We start from the raw sequence: 17380 nt of genomic DNA on the forward strand, positions 1-17380 counted from the left end.
TGTGCATTCCCTTGCCAAGGGCTGCTGGCCGACGACTCAAAGCGGCTGCAAGCGGCGAATCACATGACGGGCAAAGCCGCTGCCTGCTTCGTTGTAGACGTTGAACACCGCATCCACCCCCTGCTCCTGCAAAGAGGCGATATCATCCTCAAAGCGGACGATGGCAGCGATCTTGCCGTTGAATCCGTGGCTGCGCAGCTTCTCGATGGCGTAGAGATTACCCGAGTGGTGGGGCATCGCCAGCAGCACCAGATTGACTTGATTGGAGAGCAGCACCTTGTCCCAGAAGTCGGTATCGGTGGCATCCCCCTCGATGACGTTCATCCCCTGGGCGCGCAGTGTAGGCAGCTTCTCGCTGTCGTTCTCCACCCCGAGGATGACGTTGCCGTACTTGTTCTCCAGCTCGAAGTAGGCCCCCTGACCGATCCGTCCCATGCCGAGGATGATCACCTCGGCATCGCCCAATTCGATGGGTCTGTCTTCCGGATGGAGGTTGCTCGCCTGCAATCCTCGCAGCCAGTGGCCGATGCGGTGATAAATACGTTCGCTCTGGGCATTGAGCGGGGCAGAGATCATAAAGCTCGCCGCCAGCGCCAGCGAGACCGCCACCAGCCACTCGTGGGAGAGCCAGCCCGCCTTGGCGGCGATGGCGGCGACGATCAGGCCAAACTCCGAGAAGTTGGTGAGCGCCAGGGTAGAGAGCAGCGCGGTGCGCACCCGCAGGTGAGCGCCGCTGTAGACCAGATAGTAGAGGACACTTTTGAGCGGCAGGGCCAGCACCAGCGCCAGTGCCAGCAACATGGTGTCGTGGGTCGGCAGGCCGTTGAGGCCGATGGTGAGAAAGAAGCAGACCAGAAAGAGGTCCTTGAGATTGAAGAGCGCCTTTGCAAGCCCTGCCGCCGCCGGATGGGAGGCGAGCAGCATGCCGATGATCAGCGCCCCCAGATCCGGCTTGAGGCCGACCACTTCAAAACCGGCTGCCCCGACCACCAGCGCCAGAAACACCCCGAACAGCACCTGCAGCTCGCCGTGCCCGGCACGCTCCAGCAGCTTGAACAGCAGCGGGCGCAGCAGCGGCAATCCCAGTACCCAGAGCGCCCAGATACTGGGCCACTTGCCGCTGGAGAAGGCCAGAAACGCCACGGCGAACACATCCTGCATCACCAGCACCCCGATGGCGATGCGGGCGTAGAGGGCATTCATGTCGCTGCGATCTTCCAGCACCTTGACCGCAAAGACAGTGCTGGAGAAGGAGAGGGCAAAGCCCAGCAGCAGCGCCAGTTTCCAGTCCAGCGAGAGGGCAAGTTCAAGCCCCAGTCCCTTGCAGACCAGCAGTACCACGGTAAAGAGCAGGGTGGAGAGCAGCAGGTGCAGGCTGGTGGTGCCCCACACATCGCGCCGCATCAGGGTCTTGATATTGAGCTTGAGGCCGATGGTGAACAGCAGCAGGGTGACGCCGAGATCGGCCACCTCGCTCAGGGCGGGGGTATTTTGATATCCCATGCCGTTGAGGATAAAACCGGCGGCCAGAAAGCCGAGCAGGGGAGGCAGGCCAATCAGATTGACTACCATGCCGCAACCAAAAGCCACGGCGATCAGAATGGGTTCCATAACAGATCCTGCAAGGGCAGGAGAGACCTGCCCTGTTTAACGCTTGGGTGGTGATTAGACGATATCGATGTCGACCACGGAGTCGAAAATATGGTTCGGGCGAAACGGCATGCGGTCGATATCGGCGACCTTGCTCACCCCGGAGAGCACCAGCACCGTCTCGAGACCGGCCTGAAAGCCCGCCAGAATGTCGGTGCGCAGGTTGTCGCCGATGATGATGGTGTCGTCGGAATGGGCCTCCATCCGGTTGAGTGCCGCACGGATGATCCAGGCGCTTGGCTTGCCGACATAGAACGGCTTCTTGCCGGTCATCCGCTCGATGGGGGCGCACAGGGCGCCGCAGGCCGGGTGCATCATGGGGCCGTGTGTATCGGGGTTGGTGGCGATAAAGCGGGCCCCCTGATCGACGAACTTGGCCCCCTGTTGCATCATGGTCCAGTTGTAGTTGCGGGTCTCGCCCACCACCACGAAGTCCGGGTCGATGTCAGTGATGGTGAAACCGGCCTTGTAGAGCTCGTGGGTCAGCGCCCCTTCACCGATCACATAGGCCTTCTTGCCATCCTGACGCTTGAGGAAGTCGGCGGTGCCCATGGCGGAGGTATAGAAGCACTCCTCCGGCACTTCGATACCTGCGGAACGGAAGCGGTTTTGCAGATCTTTCTGGGTCTGGGCCGGGTAGTTGGTGAGGAACAAGAGCTTGCTGCCCTGCTCCAGCAGGCGATGGACGAAACGGTCGGCACCGGGGATGAGATCGTTGTTGTGCAGGATGACACCGTCGATATCGCAGATGACGTTCTTCTTCATGAAAACTCCTTGTCAGGGCGCAGGCGAGCCGCCAATCGTTAAGATGTTCAATCATTTATGATTTTTGTGACGCCATTATAAGTCTGTTTGATGACAAGTCTCCCCTGTCTCGCCACTTCGGTGCACAATAAAGCTGCCGTCGGGTCAGTCTGGTGGAGGGGCTGACGCCGGATCACTTTGCTGATGGAGCCGTCGCTATGGACACCCCGATTCCCAAGCCAGTCACAACCGAACACCTCACCGCCGCGCAATTTATCGCCGGACTGCCGAAACTGGAGCTGCACCTGCATATCGAGGGCAGCCTCGAACCCGAGCTGATGTTTGAGCTGGGCCACCGCAACGGTGTGCCGCTGCCCTGGCCCGATGTCGCCAGCGTGCGCGCCGCCTATGACTTTGACTGCCTGCAATCCTTTCTCGACCTCTACTATCGCGGTGCTAGCGTGCTGGTGACCGAGCAGGACTTCTTCGACCTCACTTGGGCCTATTTGGCGCGCTGCGCCGCTGACAAGGTGGTGCATGTGGAGATCTTCTTCGACCCGCAGACCCACACCGCCCGCGGTATCCCCTTTGCTACTGTGCTGGGCGGTATCGAGCGGGCGCTGCAGAGCGGGGAGAAGGAGTTTGGCATCAGCTGGCGCCTTATCATGAGCTTCTTGCGCCACCTGAGCGAAGAGGATGCCTTTGCGACGTTGGAAGAGGCTATGCCCTTCCTGTCGCGCATTCATGGCATCGGCCTCGACTCGGGGGAGAAGGGCAATCCGCCGACCAAGTTTGCCCGGATTTTTGCCAAATGCCGCGAGCTGGGGCTGCCGGTAGTGGCTCACGCCGGTGAAGAGGGGCCTGCCGACTACATCTGGCAGGCGATCAACGAGCTGCAGGTATGCCGCATCGATCACGGAGTGCGTTCGGCAGACGATCCCGAGCTGCTGCGCTATCTGGCGGATACCCGGCTGCCGCTCACCGTATGCCCCCTCTCCAACACCCGGCTCAAGGTGTTCGGCAATATGGCCCAGCACAATGTGTTGCGGCTGCTGGAGCAGGGGCTTTGCGTCACCATAAACTCGGACGACCCTGCCTACTTTGGCGGCTATATGAATGCCAACTTTGTGGCGCTGGCCGATGGCCTCGGCGCGACCATGAGCCAGCTCTGCCGCTTGTCGCTCAATGCGGTGGAGGCGAGCTGGCTCTCTCTGGCCGACAAGGCGCGGCTGACCCGGGAGATCCGCAGTTATGCCGAGACCCACGGGGTGGTCTTGCACTGAGTCAGGCGCCAATGAAGTCGAGATGACATGCACTATATAAAGAGAGGCCCGCCATCACTGGCGGGCCTCTTTCGTTTCAATGGTCGGTGTGGTTATCAGGGAAGGTCAGCGTTATGCCACTCGCACCAGAAACTTCTCGCCCTGTCCTTCGCGCTTGAAGCGCTCGAGCAGGTTAGGCAGTGCCTCAAAGTCGCCCACCACCAGCGGCGGCAGGGTCAGCTCACCGCTCGCCATCTGCGCCATCATGGCGACACCGGCGGCCACCAGTCGGCTCCACTGTTTGTCGCTGCCAAAGGCGTGCTGGGCGCCCAGCGCAATCTCGTGCAATGAGTGGCAATGGCTAAAGGCGGGCAACGGATTGTGCGGGATGCGCCCGAGCACAGTCACCATGTGACCGTAGTAGCCCAGCGCGGGCAGCAAGCTCTCTGCCTGTTGGCTGGAGACCAGATCGATGATCCCCTCGAACGGCTCGTTGCCGTTGGCAGTCTGCAAGGTGGCCAGCCAGTCGGGATCCCGATAATCGGCCACCCCCTGCACACCTATCTGCTTGAGCCAGTGATGGTGGCGTGAGCTGGCGCTGGCAAAGACCCGCGCTCCTTGCTGGAGGGCGAGCTGCACCGCAAAGCGGCCGACGCTGCTGCCAGCGCCGGTTATGAGCAGCGCTTCCCCGTGCAGGCGCGGCAGCTTGGCCAGCGCCTGCCAGGCGGTGAGGCCGGGACAGGGCAGGGCGGCTGCCGCCTCGTCACTCAGGGCATCGGGCACTGGCAGCAGGGCGCGGGCTGGTACCCAGGTGTGGCGGGCAAAGCTGCCGTGGTGGCGCAGATCGGTGTGGTAGGCGACCCGGGCACCGAGACGCAGATGGCTGACGTTGGCGCCGAGGGCCACGATAGTGCCCATGCCATCAACGCCGGGCACCTGACCCTCCTGCCAGTTGGAGTGGCCATATTCGATCAGCTTCCAGTCCACCGGATTGAAGGCGATGACCCGGTTTGCCACCAGCACCTCGTCAGGGGCGAGCGGTGCCAGGGGCAGATCGGCGAGGGTAAGCTGGGTCGGTTCACCGGGGGCATGCCAGCACCAGGCTTGGGTGTGATTCATGATGACTCCTTGTGAAAGCGAGGGGAGAGAACAACGAGATCATTGCAACAGTGATTCGGTCAGTCATATCACTGTTGCTAATGGGCAACAATACGGCAGGCCCCAACCCGTGGAGCCTGCGTTACATAGCCGGTTGGCCATCGGCAATCAGCGGCTGGTGGTTGCGTCCTCGGCCTGATAGACGGGGTAGTCTGTCAGCCCTTTTTCGCCGCCGCCAAACAGGGTGGCCGGATCGTGGGGGGCCAGCGGATAGCCGTGACGCAGACGGTTCGGCAGATCCGGGTTGGCGACGAAGGGGCGGCCAAAGCCAATCATGTCGGCCCAGCCGGCTTCGAGGGCGGCGCGAGCCCGCTCGCCATCATATTTGCCGGCATAGATCAGGGTGTTGGGGAAGGCATCCCGCAGACCCTGCTTGAAGTGCTCCGGCATCAGGGGGGCATCGTCCCAGTCCGCCTCGGCAATGTGCAGGTAGACCACGTTGAGCTGGCCCAGCAGACGAGCGGCCGCCAGATAGGTCTCCTGCGGATTGGCATCGACTGTGCCGTTGAGGGTGGTGAGTGGCGCAAGACGCACCCCGACCCGGTCAGCCCCGATTTCGCTACTGACCGCCTCGGTCACCTCTTTGAGGAAACGCAGCCGGTTCTCCAGCGATCCGCCATAACTGTCGGTGCGGGCGTTGGATTCGGAGTCGAGGAACTGGTTGATCAGATAACCGTTGGCGGCGTGCAGCTCGATGCCGTCAAAACCGGCGCTGATGGCGTTGCGGGCCGCCTGACGGAACTGGCCCACCACCGCATCGATATCGGCCTGGGTCATGGCGCGCGGAGTGACGGTCTCGACAAAGCCCGGCGCATCGCTGCCGTTATCGACAAACACCTTGACGCCCACTGCGGGCAGGGCTGAAGCGGAGATGGGCTGGGCGCCGCCGATGTTGTCGGGATGGGTGACCCGGCCCACGTGCCAGAGCTGGGCGAAGATGGTGCCCCCCTTGGCATGCACGGCATCGGTCACCAGTTTCCAGCCAGCGACCTGCTCGGCGCTGTAGATCCCCGGCGTCCAGGCATAGCCCTTGCCCATGGGGTCGATTTGGGTGCCTTCGCTGATGATCAGGCCCGCCTCGGCGCGCTGGGCGTAGTAGCTGGCCATCATGGCGTTGGCCACATCACCCGGCTGACTGGCACGGGAGCGGGTCATGGGGGGCATGACGATGCGGTTGGCAAGGTGCAGCTGGCCGAGGCGCAGCGGGCAGAACAGGTGATCGTGGCTCATCTTGAGTTCCTCATGGTGGAAGTGAGGCCACTTTATGCCGCCATCTTGTTGTGAAAAAGAGGGGTAATTGCACAAGAGAATTGTGCTTGATGCAGCAATCGGCACAAACCGCCGGGAAAGGAGGCGTTGAGGCATAAAGTTGAAGCATAAAAAAGAGGGCCATATGGCCCTCTTTGGTGTTCTGCTGGTGGCAGGCTCAAGCCGTGGCGGGCATCACTTTCACCCGCTCGATGCGCCGCTCGCTCACCTCGATCACCTCGAAGTTGAGCTGCTGCAGTTGCAACTGCTGACCCGGGGTGGGCAGAGTGCCGAAGTGGGAGAGCAGCATGCCCGCCAAGGTCACGTATTCATCGCTCTCGCTCACCAGCCCCTCGTGCTCCAGCACCTGCTCCACATGATGGATGTTGGTGCTGCCGTTGATCAGCCACCCTTCGCCATCGCGCACGATATCCGGGGTTTCGTCCTCGTCCGGCAGCTCGCCGACGATGGCCTCCAGCAGATCGTGGGTGGTGACCAGCCCCTGGATCACGCCAAACTCGTCGGAGACCAGAATAAGGCTCCCCTTGGCTTTGCGCAGCTCCGCCAGCAGGCGGATCACGTTGATGGTCTGCGGCACGATTATGGGATCGTTCTGCTTGGCCAGTTCGCTCAAAGATTGCCCTTCGTTCAAAGCAAACAGCAAGTCCCGCGCCTTGACCACTCCGATCACCTCGTCCAGATCCCCGTCACAGATAGGGAACAGGCTGTGGGGCTCGCGCTGCAGCAGGGCGCGGATCTCGTCGCTGGAGTCGTTGATATCGATCCAGGCCATCTCCGAGCGCGGGGTCATGATGGTGCGAATGGAGCGCTCGGCCAGCGACAGTACGCCGGTCACCATATAGCGCTCCTCCTCGCCAAAGCTCACCGGCGCTACGGCAGGGGCATCCAGATCGTCATCCGGCTGATCCTGATAGGCCTTGCTGCCCATCAGCTTGAAGATGGCGGCGGTGGTGCGCTCGCGCAGCGGCTGTTTGGATTCGTGACGCATGGCGCTGCGCTGGGCCAGCTGGTTGAAAAACTCGATCAGCACCGAGAAGCCGATGGCCGCGTAGAGGTAGCCCTTCGGAATATGGAAGCCAAATCCTTCCGCCACCAGGCTGAAGCCGATCATCAGCAGGAAGCTCAGACAGAGCACCACCACGGTGGGGTGGGCGTTGACGAAGCGGGTCAGCGGCTTGGAGGCGAGCACCATCACCACCATGGCGATGGTCACGGCGGCCATCATCACGCCAAGGTGCTCCACCATGCCGACGGCAGTGATGATGGAGTCGAGCGAGAAGACCGCATCGAGCACCAAAATTTGGGCGATCACCACGCCGAAGCTGGCGTAGGCGCCGACCGGGCCGTCATCCTGGGGTTTGGCTTCCAGCCGCTCATGCAGCTCGGAGGTGGCCTTGAACAGCAGGAACAGGCCGCCACCCATCAGGATCAGATCCCGACCGGAGAAGGGGTGATCCCACAGGTGCAAAATCGGGGTGGTCAGGGTGACCAGCCATGACATGACGCTCAGAAGCCCAAGTCGCATCAGCAGGGCCAGCGACAGGCCGATAATGCGCGCCTTGTCCCGTTGGGCGGGGGGCAGTTTTTTCACCAGAATGGCGATAAAGACCAGGTTGTCGATCCCCAGCACGATTTCCAGAATGATCAGGGTAAACAGACCGATCCAGATATGGGGATCCAGCAGCAATTCCATTGTGACGACCTCAATAAAAACAGACAGAGCAGAGAGTGATCACGGCGCGCGATGGCCGCAGTAACAGCAAGGCAAAGGTGTTATTCAGAGGCGCTGATTAAGCAGAAAAAGATAGGCTTTGACAGAGAGAGACGAAGGGCAACTTCGGGGATTGTCCATGATGGGCAATAAAACCTCGGGTGAAAAATGAGCCCTGATGATAACGGCTGGCGCCAATTTGGCAAGAGCCGCGTCAGTGGGCGTAATCGGGGGTTGTGATGCGACAGGGGGAGGCGGCGGTGCCGCGCTCCCCCGTGCGGTCGTTACAACCAGCGCTTTTCGCGGGTGAAACAGACCGACAGCCATGCATCCCCCAGGGTGTCGCCAAGGCGAGACCAGAGCTCCTGACGCAGGGCATCCTGACGTTCGACGGGCCACTCCTGACCCGGTGCCACCAGAATGTTCAATTCCAGATCGAAGCGGCGACCGCTTTTGGCCAGATGGCTGTAGCACTCTATGCCGTGGCGCTGGCGCAACGCCTCGATCTCCTGCTCTACTTGCCGTGGCACATCCCCCTTGGGGGCGATCTTCAACACTTCCCGCAGGTTGCGACCGAGCACCTTGATGGGAATGAGAGTGGCGCAGAGGGCCAGCAGCGAGACCAGCACCGGATCTATGTAGCGGTTGTATTGGCCGTAGCCGATGGCATCGAGGCCAATGGCGACCACGAAACCGATAAGCAGGGTGGCGCTGAGCAGGGTATCCACCAGCCACTCCTTGGAGTCGACCCGCACCAGCTCGGAGTCTACCTGTTCGGCAACCTGGGCTTCGATGCGATAGATGATGGCGCAGAAGAAGGTGGAGACGGCGGCATATATAAGGGCGTGGCCGAGATCGATCTCCCGTCCGCCATCCAGCAGGGTGGTGATGCCGCTATAGAGAGCGCCAAGGCAGAGCAGCAGAATAATGGTGCCATTGATAACGTTGGTGATGGGCTCGAAGTGGGCATAGCCATACTGGAAGCGCGCATCGGAAGGGCGGGTAACGAGATAGGCGGTAACAAGACCGAGGCCCGTCATACCCATGCTGAACAGGGTGAAGATACCATCGAGCATGATGGCGTTGGAACCGACAAAGAGGCCGTAGCCGATGCCGAAGATGGCAAAGGTGATACAACCGAACAGCGACAGGGTAAGCGCCTGTTTTTCGGTGGTGACCAGCGTACTGATAACATGGCTGTGGTGAGCCATAAAAGTCCTCCTTTCAAATGGTGAATATTGCCAAGCGCAAGCGGTTTTCTAGCTGATATACTGCCCGCTCACATGTGAGCGGACTGGCCTGACTGCCATTGACAGGCGGCTGGCCAGTCGTTGTCGCCGGCGTGCCGGCATCAAGCAAAGGATGGGAACAAGGATTCATGATCCCGAGACTCGATTACCAGGACAGTTTGTCACCCGCAACCCTGCAGTTTCTTGAGTTGCTAGAGCGCAGCGCATTTCGTGGTGATATCGAAAAGTCTTATGCAAGCCGGTTGGCGATGGCGACGGATAACAGCGTCTATCAGGTAGTACCTCAGGCGGTTCTCTATCCGCGCAGTGCGGATGACATAGCAGTGATGCTCAAGCTGGCAGCGGAGCCGGCGTACCACACTCTGAGTTTTTTCCCTCGCGGTGGCGGTACCGGCACCAATGGTCAGTCATTGGGCGGCGGCATTATCGTCGATCTCTCCCGTTATATGAACCAGATCATGGAAATTAATCTGGAAGAGGGGTGGGTGCGCGCCCAGGCCGGGGTGGTGAAAGACCAGCTCAACGCCTATCTCAAGCCCCATGGCTACTTCTTCTCGCCGGATCTCTCCACCTCCAACCGCGCCACCTTAGGGGGCATGATCAACACAGATGCCTCGGGGCAGGGGTCGCTGGTCTACGGCAAAACCTCGGATCACGTGCTGGGGCTCAAAGCGGTGCTGGAGAATGGCGACATCATGGCCACCGAACCGCTGACCGGTGAGCGACTGGCCGACAAGCTGGCGCTGGAGAGTCGGGAAGGGGAGATCTATCGCACCCTCTATCGCATCGGCAAGGAGCGCCGAGCCGACATCGAGGCGACCTTTCCCAAGCTCAACCGCTTTCTGACCGGCTACGATCTCAAGCACCTCTATCAACCCGATACCGACACGCTGGATGTGAGCCGGGTGCTGTGCGGATCTGAAGGGTCTCTCGGCTTTATCACCGAAGCCAAACTCAACATCACCCCCATCCCGCGCTACCGTACCCTGGTCAACGTCAAGTACGACAGCTTCCCCTCCGCCCTGCGCAATGCCCCCTTTATGGTGCAGGCGCAGGCTCTCTCGGTGGAGACGGTGGACTCCCGGGTGCTCGGGCTGGCCCGCGCCGACATCATCTGGCATTCGGTGAAAGAACTTATTCAGGATGTGCCCGGCAAGGATCTGCAGGGACTCAACATTGTCGAGTTTGCCGATACCGACGAGGTAGAACACAAGGCCAAGGTGGCGGAGCTCTGCCGCCGTATCGACGCGCTGCTGGCCAAGGGCGAGGCGGGGATCATCGGCTATCAGGTGTGTGACCACCTGCCGAGCATCGAGACCATCTACACCATGCGCAAGAAGTCGGTGGGGCTGCTGGGCAACGCCGAAGGGCGCAAGAAGCCGGTGGCCTTCACTGAAGACACCGCCGTGCCGCCCGAGTCACTGGCTGATTTCATCATGGAGTTTCGCGCCCTGCTGGATGCCCACGGCCTCGACTACGGCATGTTCGGCCACGTCGATGCCGGTGTGCTGCACGTGCGCCCGGCGCTGGATTTGTGCGATCCCGAGCAGGAGGTGCTACTGCGCCGCATCTCCGATCAGGTGGTAGCGCTCACTGCCAAATATGGCGGCCTGATGTGGGGGGAACATGGCAAGGGCTTTCGCTCCGAATACAGCCCCGCCTTCTTTGGCGAGCTGTGGGAAGAGCTGCAGCGGGTCAAGGGGACGTTCGACCCGGGCAACCGCATCAACCCGGGCAAAATTTGTATTCCGTATGGCAGCGGCGCCGAGCTGGTGTCGGTGGATGGGCCCAAGCGCGGCAAGTATGACCGCCAGATCCCGCTCGCGGTGCGCACCAGCTACACCCGCGCCATGGATTGCAACGGCAACGGCCTCTGTTTCACCTTCGAGACCGACTCCCCCATGTGCCCCTCGGTCAAGATCAGCCGCGATCGTCGCCACTCCCCCAAGGGACGGGCGGGCCTGATGCGTGAATGGTTGCGTCAGCTGGCAGAGCAGGGCTTCGACCCGCTGGCGGAAGAGGTGGCGCTGCAATCAGGTGGTGTGCGCTTCAAACAGCTGGTGGACAAGGTGCGCAACAGCTGGGCCAAACAGCGCGGCGAGTATGATTTCTCCCACGAGGTGATGGAGGCGATGGCTGGCTGTCTGGCCTGCAAGGCGTGCACCAGCCAGTGCCCGATCAAGGTGGATGTGCCCGATTTTCGCGCCCGCTTTATGCAGCTTTATCATGGCCGCTACCTGCGCGCCCCCAAGGATTACTTCGTCGGCACGGTGGAGAGCTATGCGCCGTTGCTTGCCAAGGCGCCGAAGCTGGTCAACTTTTTCCTCGAAAAAGAGTGGGCCCAGAAGGCGACCGAGAAGAGCATCGGCATGGTCGATGTGCCGCTGCTCTCGGTGCCGACCCTTGCCGAGAGCCTGCACGATAACCGTGCCCGCTATTTTGATCTGCCGGGACTGGAGCGGATGAGCGTCGAGCAGCGCAAGCAGGTGGTGCTCATCGTGCAGGATCCCTTCACCAGTTATTACGACGCCCCCGTGGTGCGCGACCTGGTGAAACTCGCCAGCAAGCTCGGCTTCCAGCCCTACCTGCTGCCCTTTAAACCCAACGGTAAACCCCAGCATATCAAGGGGTTCCTGCGCGCCTTTGCCCGCACAGCGGCGAGCAGCGCCCAGTTCCTCAATAAGGTAGCGGCGCTTGGCATTCCCATGGTGGGGCTGGATCCGGCCATGGTGCTTTGCTATCGCGACGAGTACGCCAAGGCGCTGGGGTCGGCCCGCGGTGATTTTCAGGTGTTGTTGCCGCAGGAGTGGCTGCTCTCGCTGCCGGCAGATCAACTGCCTGCTAGCGCCAACAAGACCAAGATTGAGGAGGGGAGTGAGCCCTGGTATCTGTTTGCCCACTGCACCGAGAAGACCGCCAAGCCCTCCACTCACGGTGACTGGAGCACCCTGTTTGGCCGCTTCGGGGCCAGCTTGCAGCCGGTCTCTGTGGGTTGCTGCGGTATGGCGGGCACCTATGGTCACGACGTCAAACAGGTGGAGAACTCCAAGGGGATCTATGGACTGAGCTGGGCCGAACCGCTGGCCCGTTTGCCACAGGAGCGCTGTCTGGCGACCGGTTATTCCTGTCGCAGTCAGGTCAAGCGGATGGAGGGGGAAAAGCTCAAACATCCATTGCAAGCCCTGCTGGAGCTGCTCTGATGCTGACGTTTCCCAAGCGGTTTCGGGTGCCGAAGGCCTATCGGCACCCGCGTTTCTTGCTGTTACCCGCCACTCCTGCTCAGGCGGTGGTGGAGTTTGTTGCCATGTTGCGCGAGCGCGAGCAGCTCCATCAGCTGTTTCGCCCGCACGATCTCTGGCCCTCCGCCAACTTCAGCCTGAGCCAGCACGAAGGGGATCTGGAGTGGCAGCAGTCGGAGTTTCTGGCCAAGCGCTCGTTCGCCTATGGCCTCTGGAGCCCGGATCGGGAGCCTCAATTTTGGGGCGGGGTTTATCTTTACCCCTCGGTGCTGCCAGAGGTAGCGGTGGAGCTCTTCTTCTGGAAGGTGGCCGAGGCGCCTATCACGGATGAGGAGCTGGAGATTCAGCTGCGCGAGTGGCTCGCCAGGGTGTGGCAGTGGCCAGCCCCCCGCTTGCCGGGGCGAGATGTGCCTTGGTCCGAGTGGCCCGGCGTTACCTACCCCTGGTGACATCCCGCTTAAGGGCATGATTGTGTAACACGCAGCTCCGGGTCGAGGCTGCGTTGTTAACACGTCACCTGGTAACCAACAACTCATATAACAGAACCATGTTGCCGATGGAGTGCGTTTCACTCATATCGGTACGCATTCATCGCTTACATAAGGAGTCTGCTCGCAATGAGTCTCGATATTGCGCCCATCTGGCGTAAACCCATGAGTCTGGAGGGGCTCAACGCCACCTCTCGCAACACCCTGATGGCCCATCTCGATATCGTCTACACGGCTTTTGGCACCGATTGGCTTGAAGCGACCATGCCGGTGGATCATCGCACTCACCAGCCCCTTGGCATGCTGCATGGCGGCGCATCTGTGGTGCTGGCGGAAACCTTGGGATCGATTGCCGCCAATATGGCGGTCGGGCCAGATAGCTACTGTGTGGGGCTGGAGGTGAATGCCAACCATCTGCGAGCCAAGCGGGAAGGGGTGGTGACCGGGCGTTGCACGCCGCTCCATCTGGGAGCAACAACCCAGGTGTGGCAGATTGAAATTCGGGACGAACGTGAGCGTTTATTGTGCACCAGCCGACTGACCATGGCGGTGCTCAAACACAAGCGGGGCAAGGACTCCAGCGAGGAGTGATCTGCAATAACGCACTATGAGTGCAAAATAAGCAAGCCATACTCGTCAGATCCCTCTATAATTGCCAACGTCTTGAGAGGCTTATCACATTTTTCAAGACAGCAGAACAAAGTGGCGCTATAATCGCCGCCTTTTTGCTATTCCGCGGTGTTAGCCGCCTGCCTTAATCTGGAAGAATCTATGTCTGATACCGAACAACTGCCCCTTTTTAGTGAGCTTGGACTGGCCGCGCCTGTATTGAAAGCGCTGCAGGACGTGGGCTATGAGCGCCCGTCACCGATCCAGGCCGCAGCAATTCCCCACCTGATGGCGGGACACGATCTGCTGGGGCAGGCGCAAACCGGTACAGGGAAGACCGCTGCTTTTGCCTTGCCTCTGTTGTCTCGTCTGGAAGCTGGTAACCGCAACACACAGATCCTGGTGCTGGCGCCTACCCGCGAACTGGCGCTGCAAGTGGCTGAAGCGTGCCAACGCTACGCCCACCACATGCCTGATTTCCACGTACTGCCCATCTACGGCGGTGCCTCCTACGAAACCCAGACCCGCGCCCTGCGTCGCGGTGCCCAGGTTGTCGTCGGTACTCCGGGCCGCGTGATGGACCTGATCCGTCGCAAGAACCTGGACCTCTCCGGCCTGAAAGCTCTGGTACTGGACGAAGCTGATGAAATGCTGCGTATGGGCTTCATCGACGACGTTGACTGGATCATGGAGCAGTGCCCGAGCACTCGTCAGGTTGCCCTGTTCTCTGCCACCATGCCGGAGCAGATCCGTCGCGTGGCCCAGAAGCACCTGAAGCAGCCCAAAGAGATCAAGATTGCCTCCAAGACTGCTACCGCTACCACTATTCGCCAGCGCTACTGGCAGGTAACCGGTCTGCACAAGCTGGACGCCATGACCCGTCTGCTGGAAGTGGAATCCTACGAAGCCCTGCTGGTGTTCGTGCGTACCAAGAACGCCGCTGAAGAGCTGGCTGGCAAGCTGGCCGCCCGTGGCCACGCTTGTGAAGCGCTGCACGGCGACATCCCGCAGAAACTGCGTGAGCGTACCGTCGACAAACTGCGTCAAGGCCAGCTGGATATCCTGATCGCCACCGACGTTGTCGCCCGTGGTCTGGACGTTGAGCGCATCACTCACGTAGTGAACTACGACATTCCGTACGACACCGAATCTTACGTTCACCGTATCGGTCGTACCGGCCGTGCCGGTCGCAAGGGCGAAGCCATCCTGTTCGTGGCTCCCCGCGAGCGCCGCATGCTGCGCGCTATCGAGCACGCAACTCGTCAGGCCATCGAGCCGATGAAGATGCCGAGCACCGAGGACATCAACCAGCATCGTCTGGCCAAGTTCAAAGAGCGCATCCGCGAAACCATGATGGGTGAAGAGCTCGAGATCTACCACAACCTGGTCAACGAGCTGATCGAAGAAGATTCTGCCGATCCGCTGGAGCTGGCTGCTGCACTGGCCAAGCTGGTACAGGGTGACCAACCGCTGCTGCTGGATGATTCCATTCCGGATCCGCTGTTCAACAACAGCAACGATCGTGGTGGCTTCGAGCGCCGTGACTTCAACGATCGTGGCGGTCGTGACTTCGGTGACCGTGGCGATCGTCCTGCCCGTCGCATGCCTTCCCTGGAGCCGCGTCCGCTGAAAGACAACCCGGACGTGGAGATGGAGCGCTACCGCGTAGACGTGGGTGCCCATCACGGCGTCAAGCCGGGCCAGATCGTGGGCGCCATCGCCAACGAAGCGAACATCGAGAGCCGCTTCATCGGCAACATCGACATCGCTGACGACTTCTCTACCGTCGACCTGCCCAAGGGTATGAGCGCCGATGTGCTGGAAGTGATCAAGAAGGCCCGTGTTTGCCAGCGTCCGCTGCAGATCACTCGCTACACCGAAGTGCCGGCCGGTGGCAACACCAGCAGCCGTCCGCCCCGTGGTGATCGTCCGTTCCGTGGCGACCGTCCTTTCAACAAGGATCGCCGTCCCCAGGGTGACCGTCCGTTCAACAAGAGCGGGGAGCGCCGTGAAGGTGGCTTCAACAAAGATCGCAAATTCGGTGGCAAGCGTCGCGAAAGCTGATTGCTGATCCCGTTATGAAGAAGGCCGCTCATTGAGCGGCCTTTTTTTCTGCCTGCGGTTTACCCTGTGTTCTTACTGAACGCCAGATCGGCATAAGCCGTTAAATGGGGGAGCGCATGATGGCCACTATTTGATGACTGGATGTCGGGGAAAGAGAGAATACCTTTTCTACTCGACAGGCGGTTGTGACGTGGTTGGGTATCATCCGCCGTTCTGCCATAGGTCTGGGCTGGCAGCCGTTTCTTTGTATTGGCAAGCGTTGGGACGTGTGCACTTGGGCGGATAGTTGGATGGGGAGTGACAGCATTGCGCCCGCTGACTCCGGCGGTCGCAAGGGGTGGCGACTAGTTGGCCGCTCAGAGGCTTTGTCTGGCTGGCAGCCATTATTCATATCGAGTGGGGTAATTGGTTGGCATCAATGAAGAAGGCGACCATCTGGTCGCCTTCTTGTTGTGCATTGTGACGTGCAGAGTTCGCAGCCCGAGGGGCTATCAGAGCACCATGGCGGCAATCCAGCCGAAGATCACCAGCGGGATGTTGTAGTGAATAAAGGTGGGCACCACGCTGTCCCAGATATGGTCATGCTGGCCATCGGCGTTGAGGCCGGAGGTGGGGCCCAGCGTCGAGTCGGATGCCGGTGAACCCGCATCCCCCAGCGCGCCAGCGGTACCGACCAGTGCGATGATCGCCATCGGTGAGAAGCCAAGCTGCAGACAGAGCGGCACATAGATGGTGGCGATGATGGGCACGGTGGAGAAGGAAGAGCCGATCCCCATGGTGATGAGCAGACCCACCAGCAGCATCAGGAAGGCGGCGATCCCCTTGTGCTGACCGATGCCGGAGGCGACCACCTGAACCAGAGAGTCGACCCCGTGGGTTGCCTTCATCACCGCGGCAAAACCGGCTGCGGAGATCATGATGAAGCCGATCAGCGACATCATCCGCACCCCCTGAGTGAAGGCATCCTGGCTTTCGCGAAACTTGATGACGCCGCCGCAGGTGAAGATGACAAAACCGGCCAGCGCACCCAGTACGATGCTGTTGGTCATCAGTTGCAGCCCCAGCGCCACGCCAATGGCCAGCAGGGCCACCCAGATGTGGGTGAGGTTGAGCTCGACCGCTTCGGGCTCGGCATCCAGGATCTTGGCCAGATCGTACTGGCGCGGTTTGCGATAGCTGATGAATACCGCGATCAGCAGGCCCAGTACCATACCTGCAACCGGAATGGCCATAGCCAGCGGGATCTGGCTGGTGGTGATGGGCACGCCGTTATCGATCAGGTTCTTGGCCAGAATGTTATTCAGGAAGATGCCACCAAAGCCGACCGGCAGCACCATATAGGTAGCTGTCAGGCCAAAGGTGATGACACAGGCCACCTGACGACGGTCGATCTGCATCTGTGCCATCACATTCAGCAGCGGCGGGATCAAGATGGGAATAAAGGCGATGTGAACCGGGATAAGGTTCTGGGAGGAGATCGCCACGGCCAGCACGGAAGAGAGCAGCAGGGTTTTGACCCACATGATTCGGGTCGAGCTGGCATCCTTGCCCAACTGGCTGATCACCTTGCGGGCCAGCAGGTCGGTGATCCCGGAGCGGGAGATGGCAACCGCAAAGGCGCCCAGCATGGCGTAGGAGAGAGCAATCTCGGCGCCACCGCCCAGGCCACCGCTGAAGGTGGTGAGGGTATCGGTCAACGACAGCCCACCGACCAGGCCGCCAGCAATGGCACCCAGCGCCAGCGAGACCACCACATTGATCCGCAGCAGACTGAGCACCAGCATCAGCCCGACTGCGATAACAACTGGATTCATTTGATTTCCTTATAGTTTGTTATTGCTGTCTGTCATGTGAAGGGGAGTTAGTTTGCGAAAAATGTGACAAATGTCGAGAAAAAAATCAGTCAAACCCCTCATATCGCAGCAGCATGTGGCAC

General features: G+C 60.6%; 12 protein-coding genes. 5 read left to right on the forward strand and 7 right to left on the reverse strand.

Features of this window, described 5'->3' with window-relative positions; genetic code table 11:
• Positions 1 to 36: 36 nt before the first annotated feature.
• Together OKC31_RS08120 and OKC31_RS08125 are read right to left on the reverse strand one after the other, a co-directional pair.
• A complete protein-coding gene (locus tag OKC31_RS08120; protein ID WP_270656710.1) occupies positions 37 to 1611 on the reverse strand; it encodes a cation:proton antiporter family protein in 1575 nt (524 codons plus the stop codon).
• Between the two features lie 54 nt (positions 1612 to 1665).
• Positions 1666 to 2415, reverse strand: coding sequence for an HAD-IIA family hydrolase (locus OKC31_RS08125; protein WP_005337281.1), 750 nt, complete (start codon positions 2413 to 2415; stop codon positions 1666 to 1668).
• Positions 2416 to 2612: 197 nt separating this feature from the next.
• Here OKC31_RS08125 and OKC31_RS08130 point away from each other — a divergent pair, with 197 nt between their 5' ends.
• A complete protein-coding gene (locus OKC31_RS08130; protein WP_270656712.1) occupies positions 2613 to 3677 on the forward strand; it encodes an adenosine deaminase in 1065 nt (354 codons plus the stop codon).
• A gap of 111 nt (positions 3678 to 3788) precedes the next feature.
• On the opposite strand, the gene OKC31_RS08135 is transcribed toward OKC31_RS08130, so the two are convergent.
• The 4 genes from OKC31_RS08135 to OKC31_RS08150 all read right to left on the reverse strand — a co-directional run bounded on the left by OKC31_RS08135 (position 3789) and on the right by OKC31_RS08150 (position 9005).
• On the reverse strand, positions 3789 to 4775 hold the full coding sequence (locus tag OKC31_RS08135) for a zinc-binding dehydrogenase (RefSeq protein ID WP_270656713.1): 987 nt from the start codon (positions 4773 to 4775) through the stop codon (positions 3789 to 3791).
• Between the two features lie 147 nt (positions 4776 to 4922).
• Positions 4923 to 6044: an alkene reductase gene (locus OKC31_RS08140; protein ID WP_270656715.1), complete on the reverse strand. Its 1122-nt coding sequence runs from the start codon at positions 6042 to 6044 to the stop codon at positions 4923 to 4925.
• A 196-nt stretch (positions 6045 to 6240) separates the two neighbouring features.
• Positions 6241 to 7776 carry a TerC family protein gene (locus OKC31_RS08145; protein WP_127007501.1) on the reverse strand — a complete coding sequence of 512 codons (1536 nt, stop codon included), beginning with the start codon at positions 7774 to 7776 and terminating at the stop codon, positions 6241 to 6243.
• A gap of 302 nt (positions 7777 to 8078) precedes the next feature.
• Complete coding sequence (locus OKC31_RS08150) at positions 8079 to 9005, reverse strand: cation diffusion facilitator family transporter (protein ID WP_005361338.1); 927 nt, start codon at positions 9003 to 9005, stop codon at positions 8079 to 8081.
• A 167-nt stretch (positions 9006 to 9172) separates the two neighbouring features.
• On the opposite strand from OKC31_RS08150, the gene ydiJ reads away from it, so the two are divergent.
• From ydiJ to OKC31_RS08170, 4 genes are all read left to right on the forward strand, one after another.
• Positions 9173 to 12244 (forward strand): D-2-hydroxyglutarate dehydrogenase YdiJ, encoded by a 3072-nt coding sequence (gene ydiJ / locus OKC31_RS08155; RefSeq protein WP_270656718.1) that lies wholly within the window; start codon positions 9173 to 9175, stop codon positions 12242 to 12244.
• Positions 12244 to 12732 (forward strand): hypothetical protein, encoded by a 489-nt coding sequence (locus OKC31_RS08160; RefSeq protein ID WP_129503821.1) that lies wholly within the window; start codon positions 12244 to 12246, stop codon positions 12730 to 12732. Before ydiJ ends, OKC31_RS08160 begins: the two co-directional genes overlap by 1 nt.
• A gap of 168 nt (positions 12733 to 12900) precedes the next feature.
• A complete protein-coding gene (locus OKC31_RS08165; RefSeq protein ID WP_270656720.1) occupies positions 12901 to 13362 on the forward strand; it encodes a hotdog fold thioesterase in 462 nt (153 codons plus the stop codon).
• A gap of 180 nt (positions 13363 to 13542) precedes the next feature.
• Positions 13543 to 15444 carry a DEAD/DEAH box helicase gene (locus tag OKC31_RS08170; RefSeq protein ID WP_042053100.1) on the forward strand — a complete coding sequence of 634 codons (1902 nt, stop codon included), beginning with the start codon at positions 13543 to 13545 and terminating at the stop codon, positions 15442 to 15444.
• Between the two features lie 491 nt (positions 15445 to 15935).
• Here the strand turns inward: OKC31_RS08170 and OKC31_RS08175 are convergent, their stop codons facing one another.
• Complete coding sequence (locus OKC31_RS08175) at positions 15936 to 17258, reverse strand: Na+/H+ antiporter family protein (RefSeq protein ID WP_270656723.1); 1323 nt, start codon at positions 17256 to 17258, stop codon at positions 15936 to 15938.
• Positions 17259 to 17380: the final 122 nt, after the last annotated feature.

The sequence above is a fragment of the Aeromonas sp. Y293-4 genome, from assembly GCF_027705905.1.
GTDB classification, from domain to species: Bacteria; Pseudomonadota; Gammaproteobacteria; order Enterobacterales; family Aeromonadaceae; genus Aeromonas; species Aeromonas veronii.

Coding starts and splice junctions, on each gene's coding strand:
- OKC31_RS08130 (WP_270656712.1), top strand. CDS start 2,613: ATGGACACCCCGATTCCCAAGCCAGTCACAACCGAACACCTCACCGCC.
- OKC31_RS08120 (WP_270656710.1), bottom strand. CDS start 1,611: ATGGAACCCATTCTGATCGCCGTGGCTTTTGGTTGCGGCATGGTAGTC.
- OKC31_RS08135 (WP_270656713.1), bottom strand. CDS start 4,775: ATGAATCACACCCAAGCCTGGTGCTGGCATGCCCCCGGTGAACCGACC.
- OKC31_RS08125 (WP_005337281.1), bottom strand. CDS start 2,415: ATGAAGAAGAACGTCATCTGCGATATCGACGGTGTCATCCTGCACAAC.
- OKC31_RS08150 (WP_005361338.1), bottom strand. CDS start 9,005: ATGGCTCACCACAGCCATGTTATCAGTACGCTGGTCACCACCGAAAAA.
- OKC31_RS08175 (WP_270656723.1), bottom strand. CDS start 17,258: ATGAATCCAGTTGTTATCGCAGTCGGGCTGATGCTGGTGCTCAGTCTG.
- OKC31_RS08170 (WP_042053100.1), top strand. CDS start 13,543: ATGTCTGATACCGAACAACTGCCCCTTTTTAGTGAGCTTGGACTGGCC.
- OKC31_RS08140 (WP_270656715.1), bottom strand. CDS start 6,044: ATGAGCCACGATCACCTGTTCTGCCCGCTGCGCCTCGGCCAGCTGCAC.
- OKC31_RS08160 (WP_129503821.1), top strand. CDS start 12,244: ATGCTGACGTTTCCCAAGCGGTTTCGGGTGCCGAAGGCCTATCGGCAC.
- OKC31_RS08165 (WP_270656720.1), top strand. CDS start 12,901: ATGAGTCTCGATATTGCGCCCATCTGGCGTAAACCCATGAGTCTGGAG.
- ydiJ (WP_270656718.1), top strand. CDS start 9,173: ATGATCCCGAGACTCGATTACCAGGACAGTTTGTCACCCGCAACCCTG.
- OKC31_RS08145 (WP_127007501.1), bottom strand. CDS start 7,776: ATGGAATTGCTGCTGGATCCCCATATCTGGATCGGTCTGTTTACCCTG.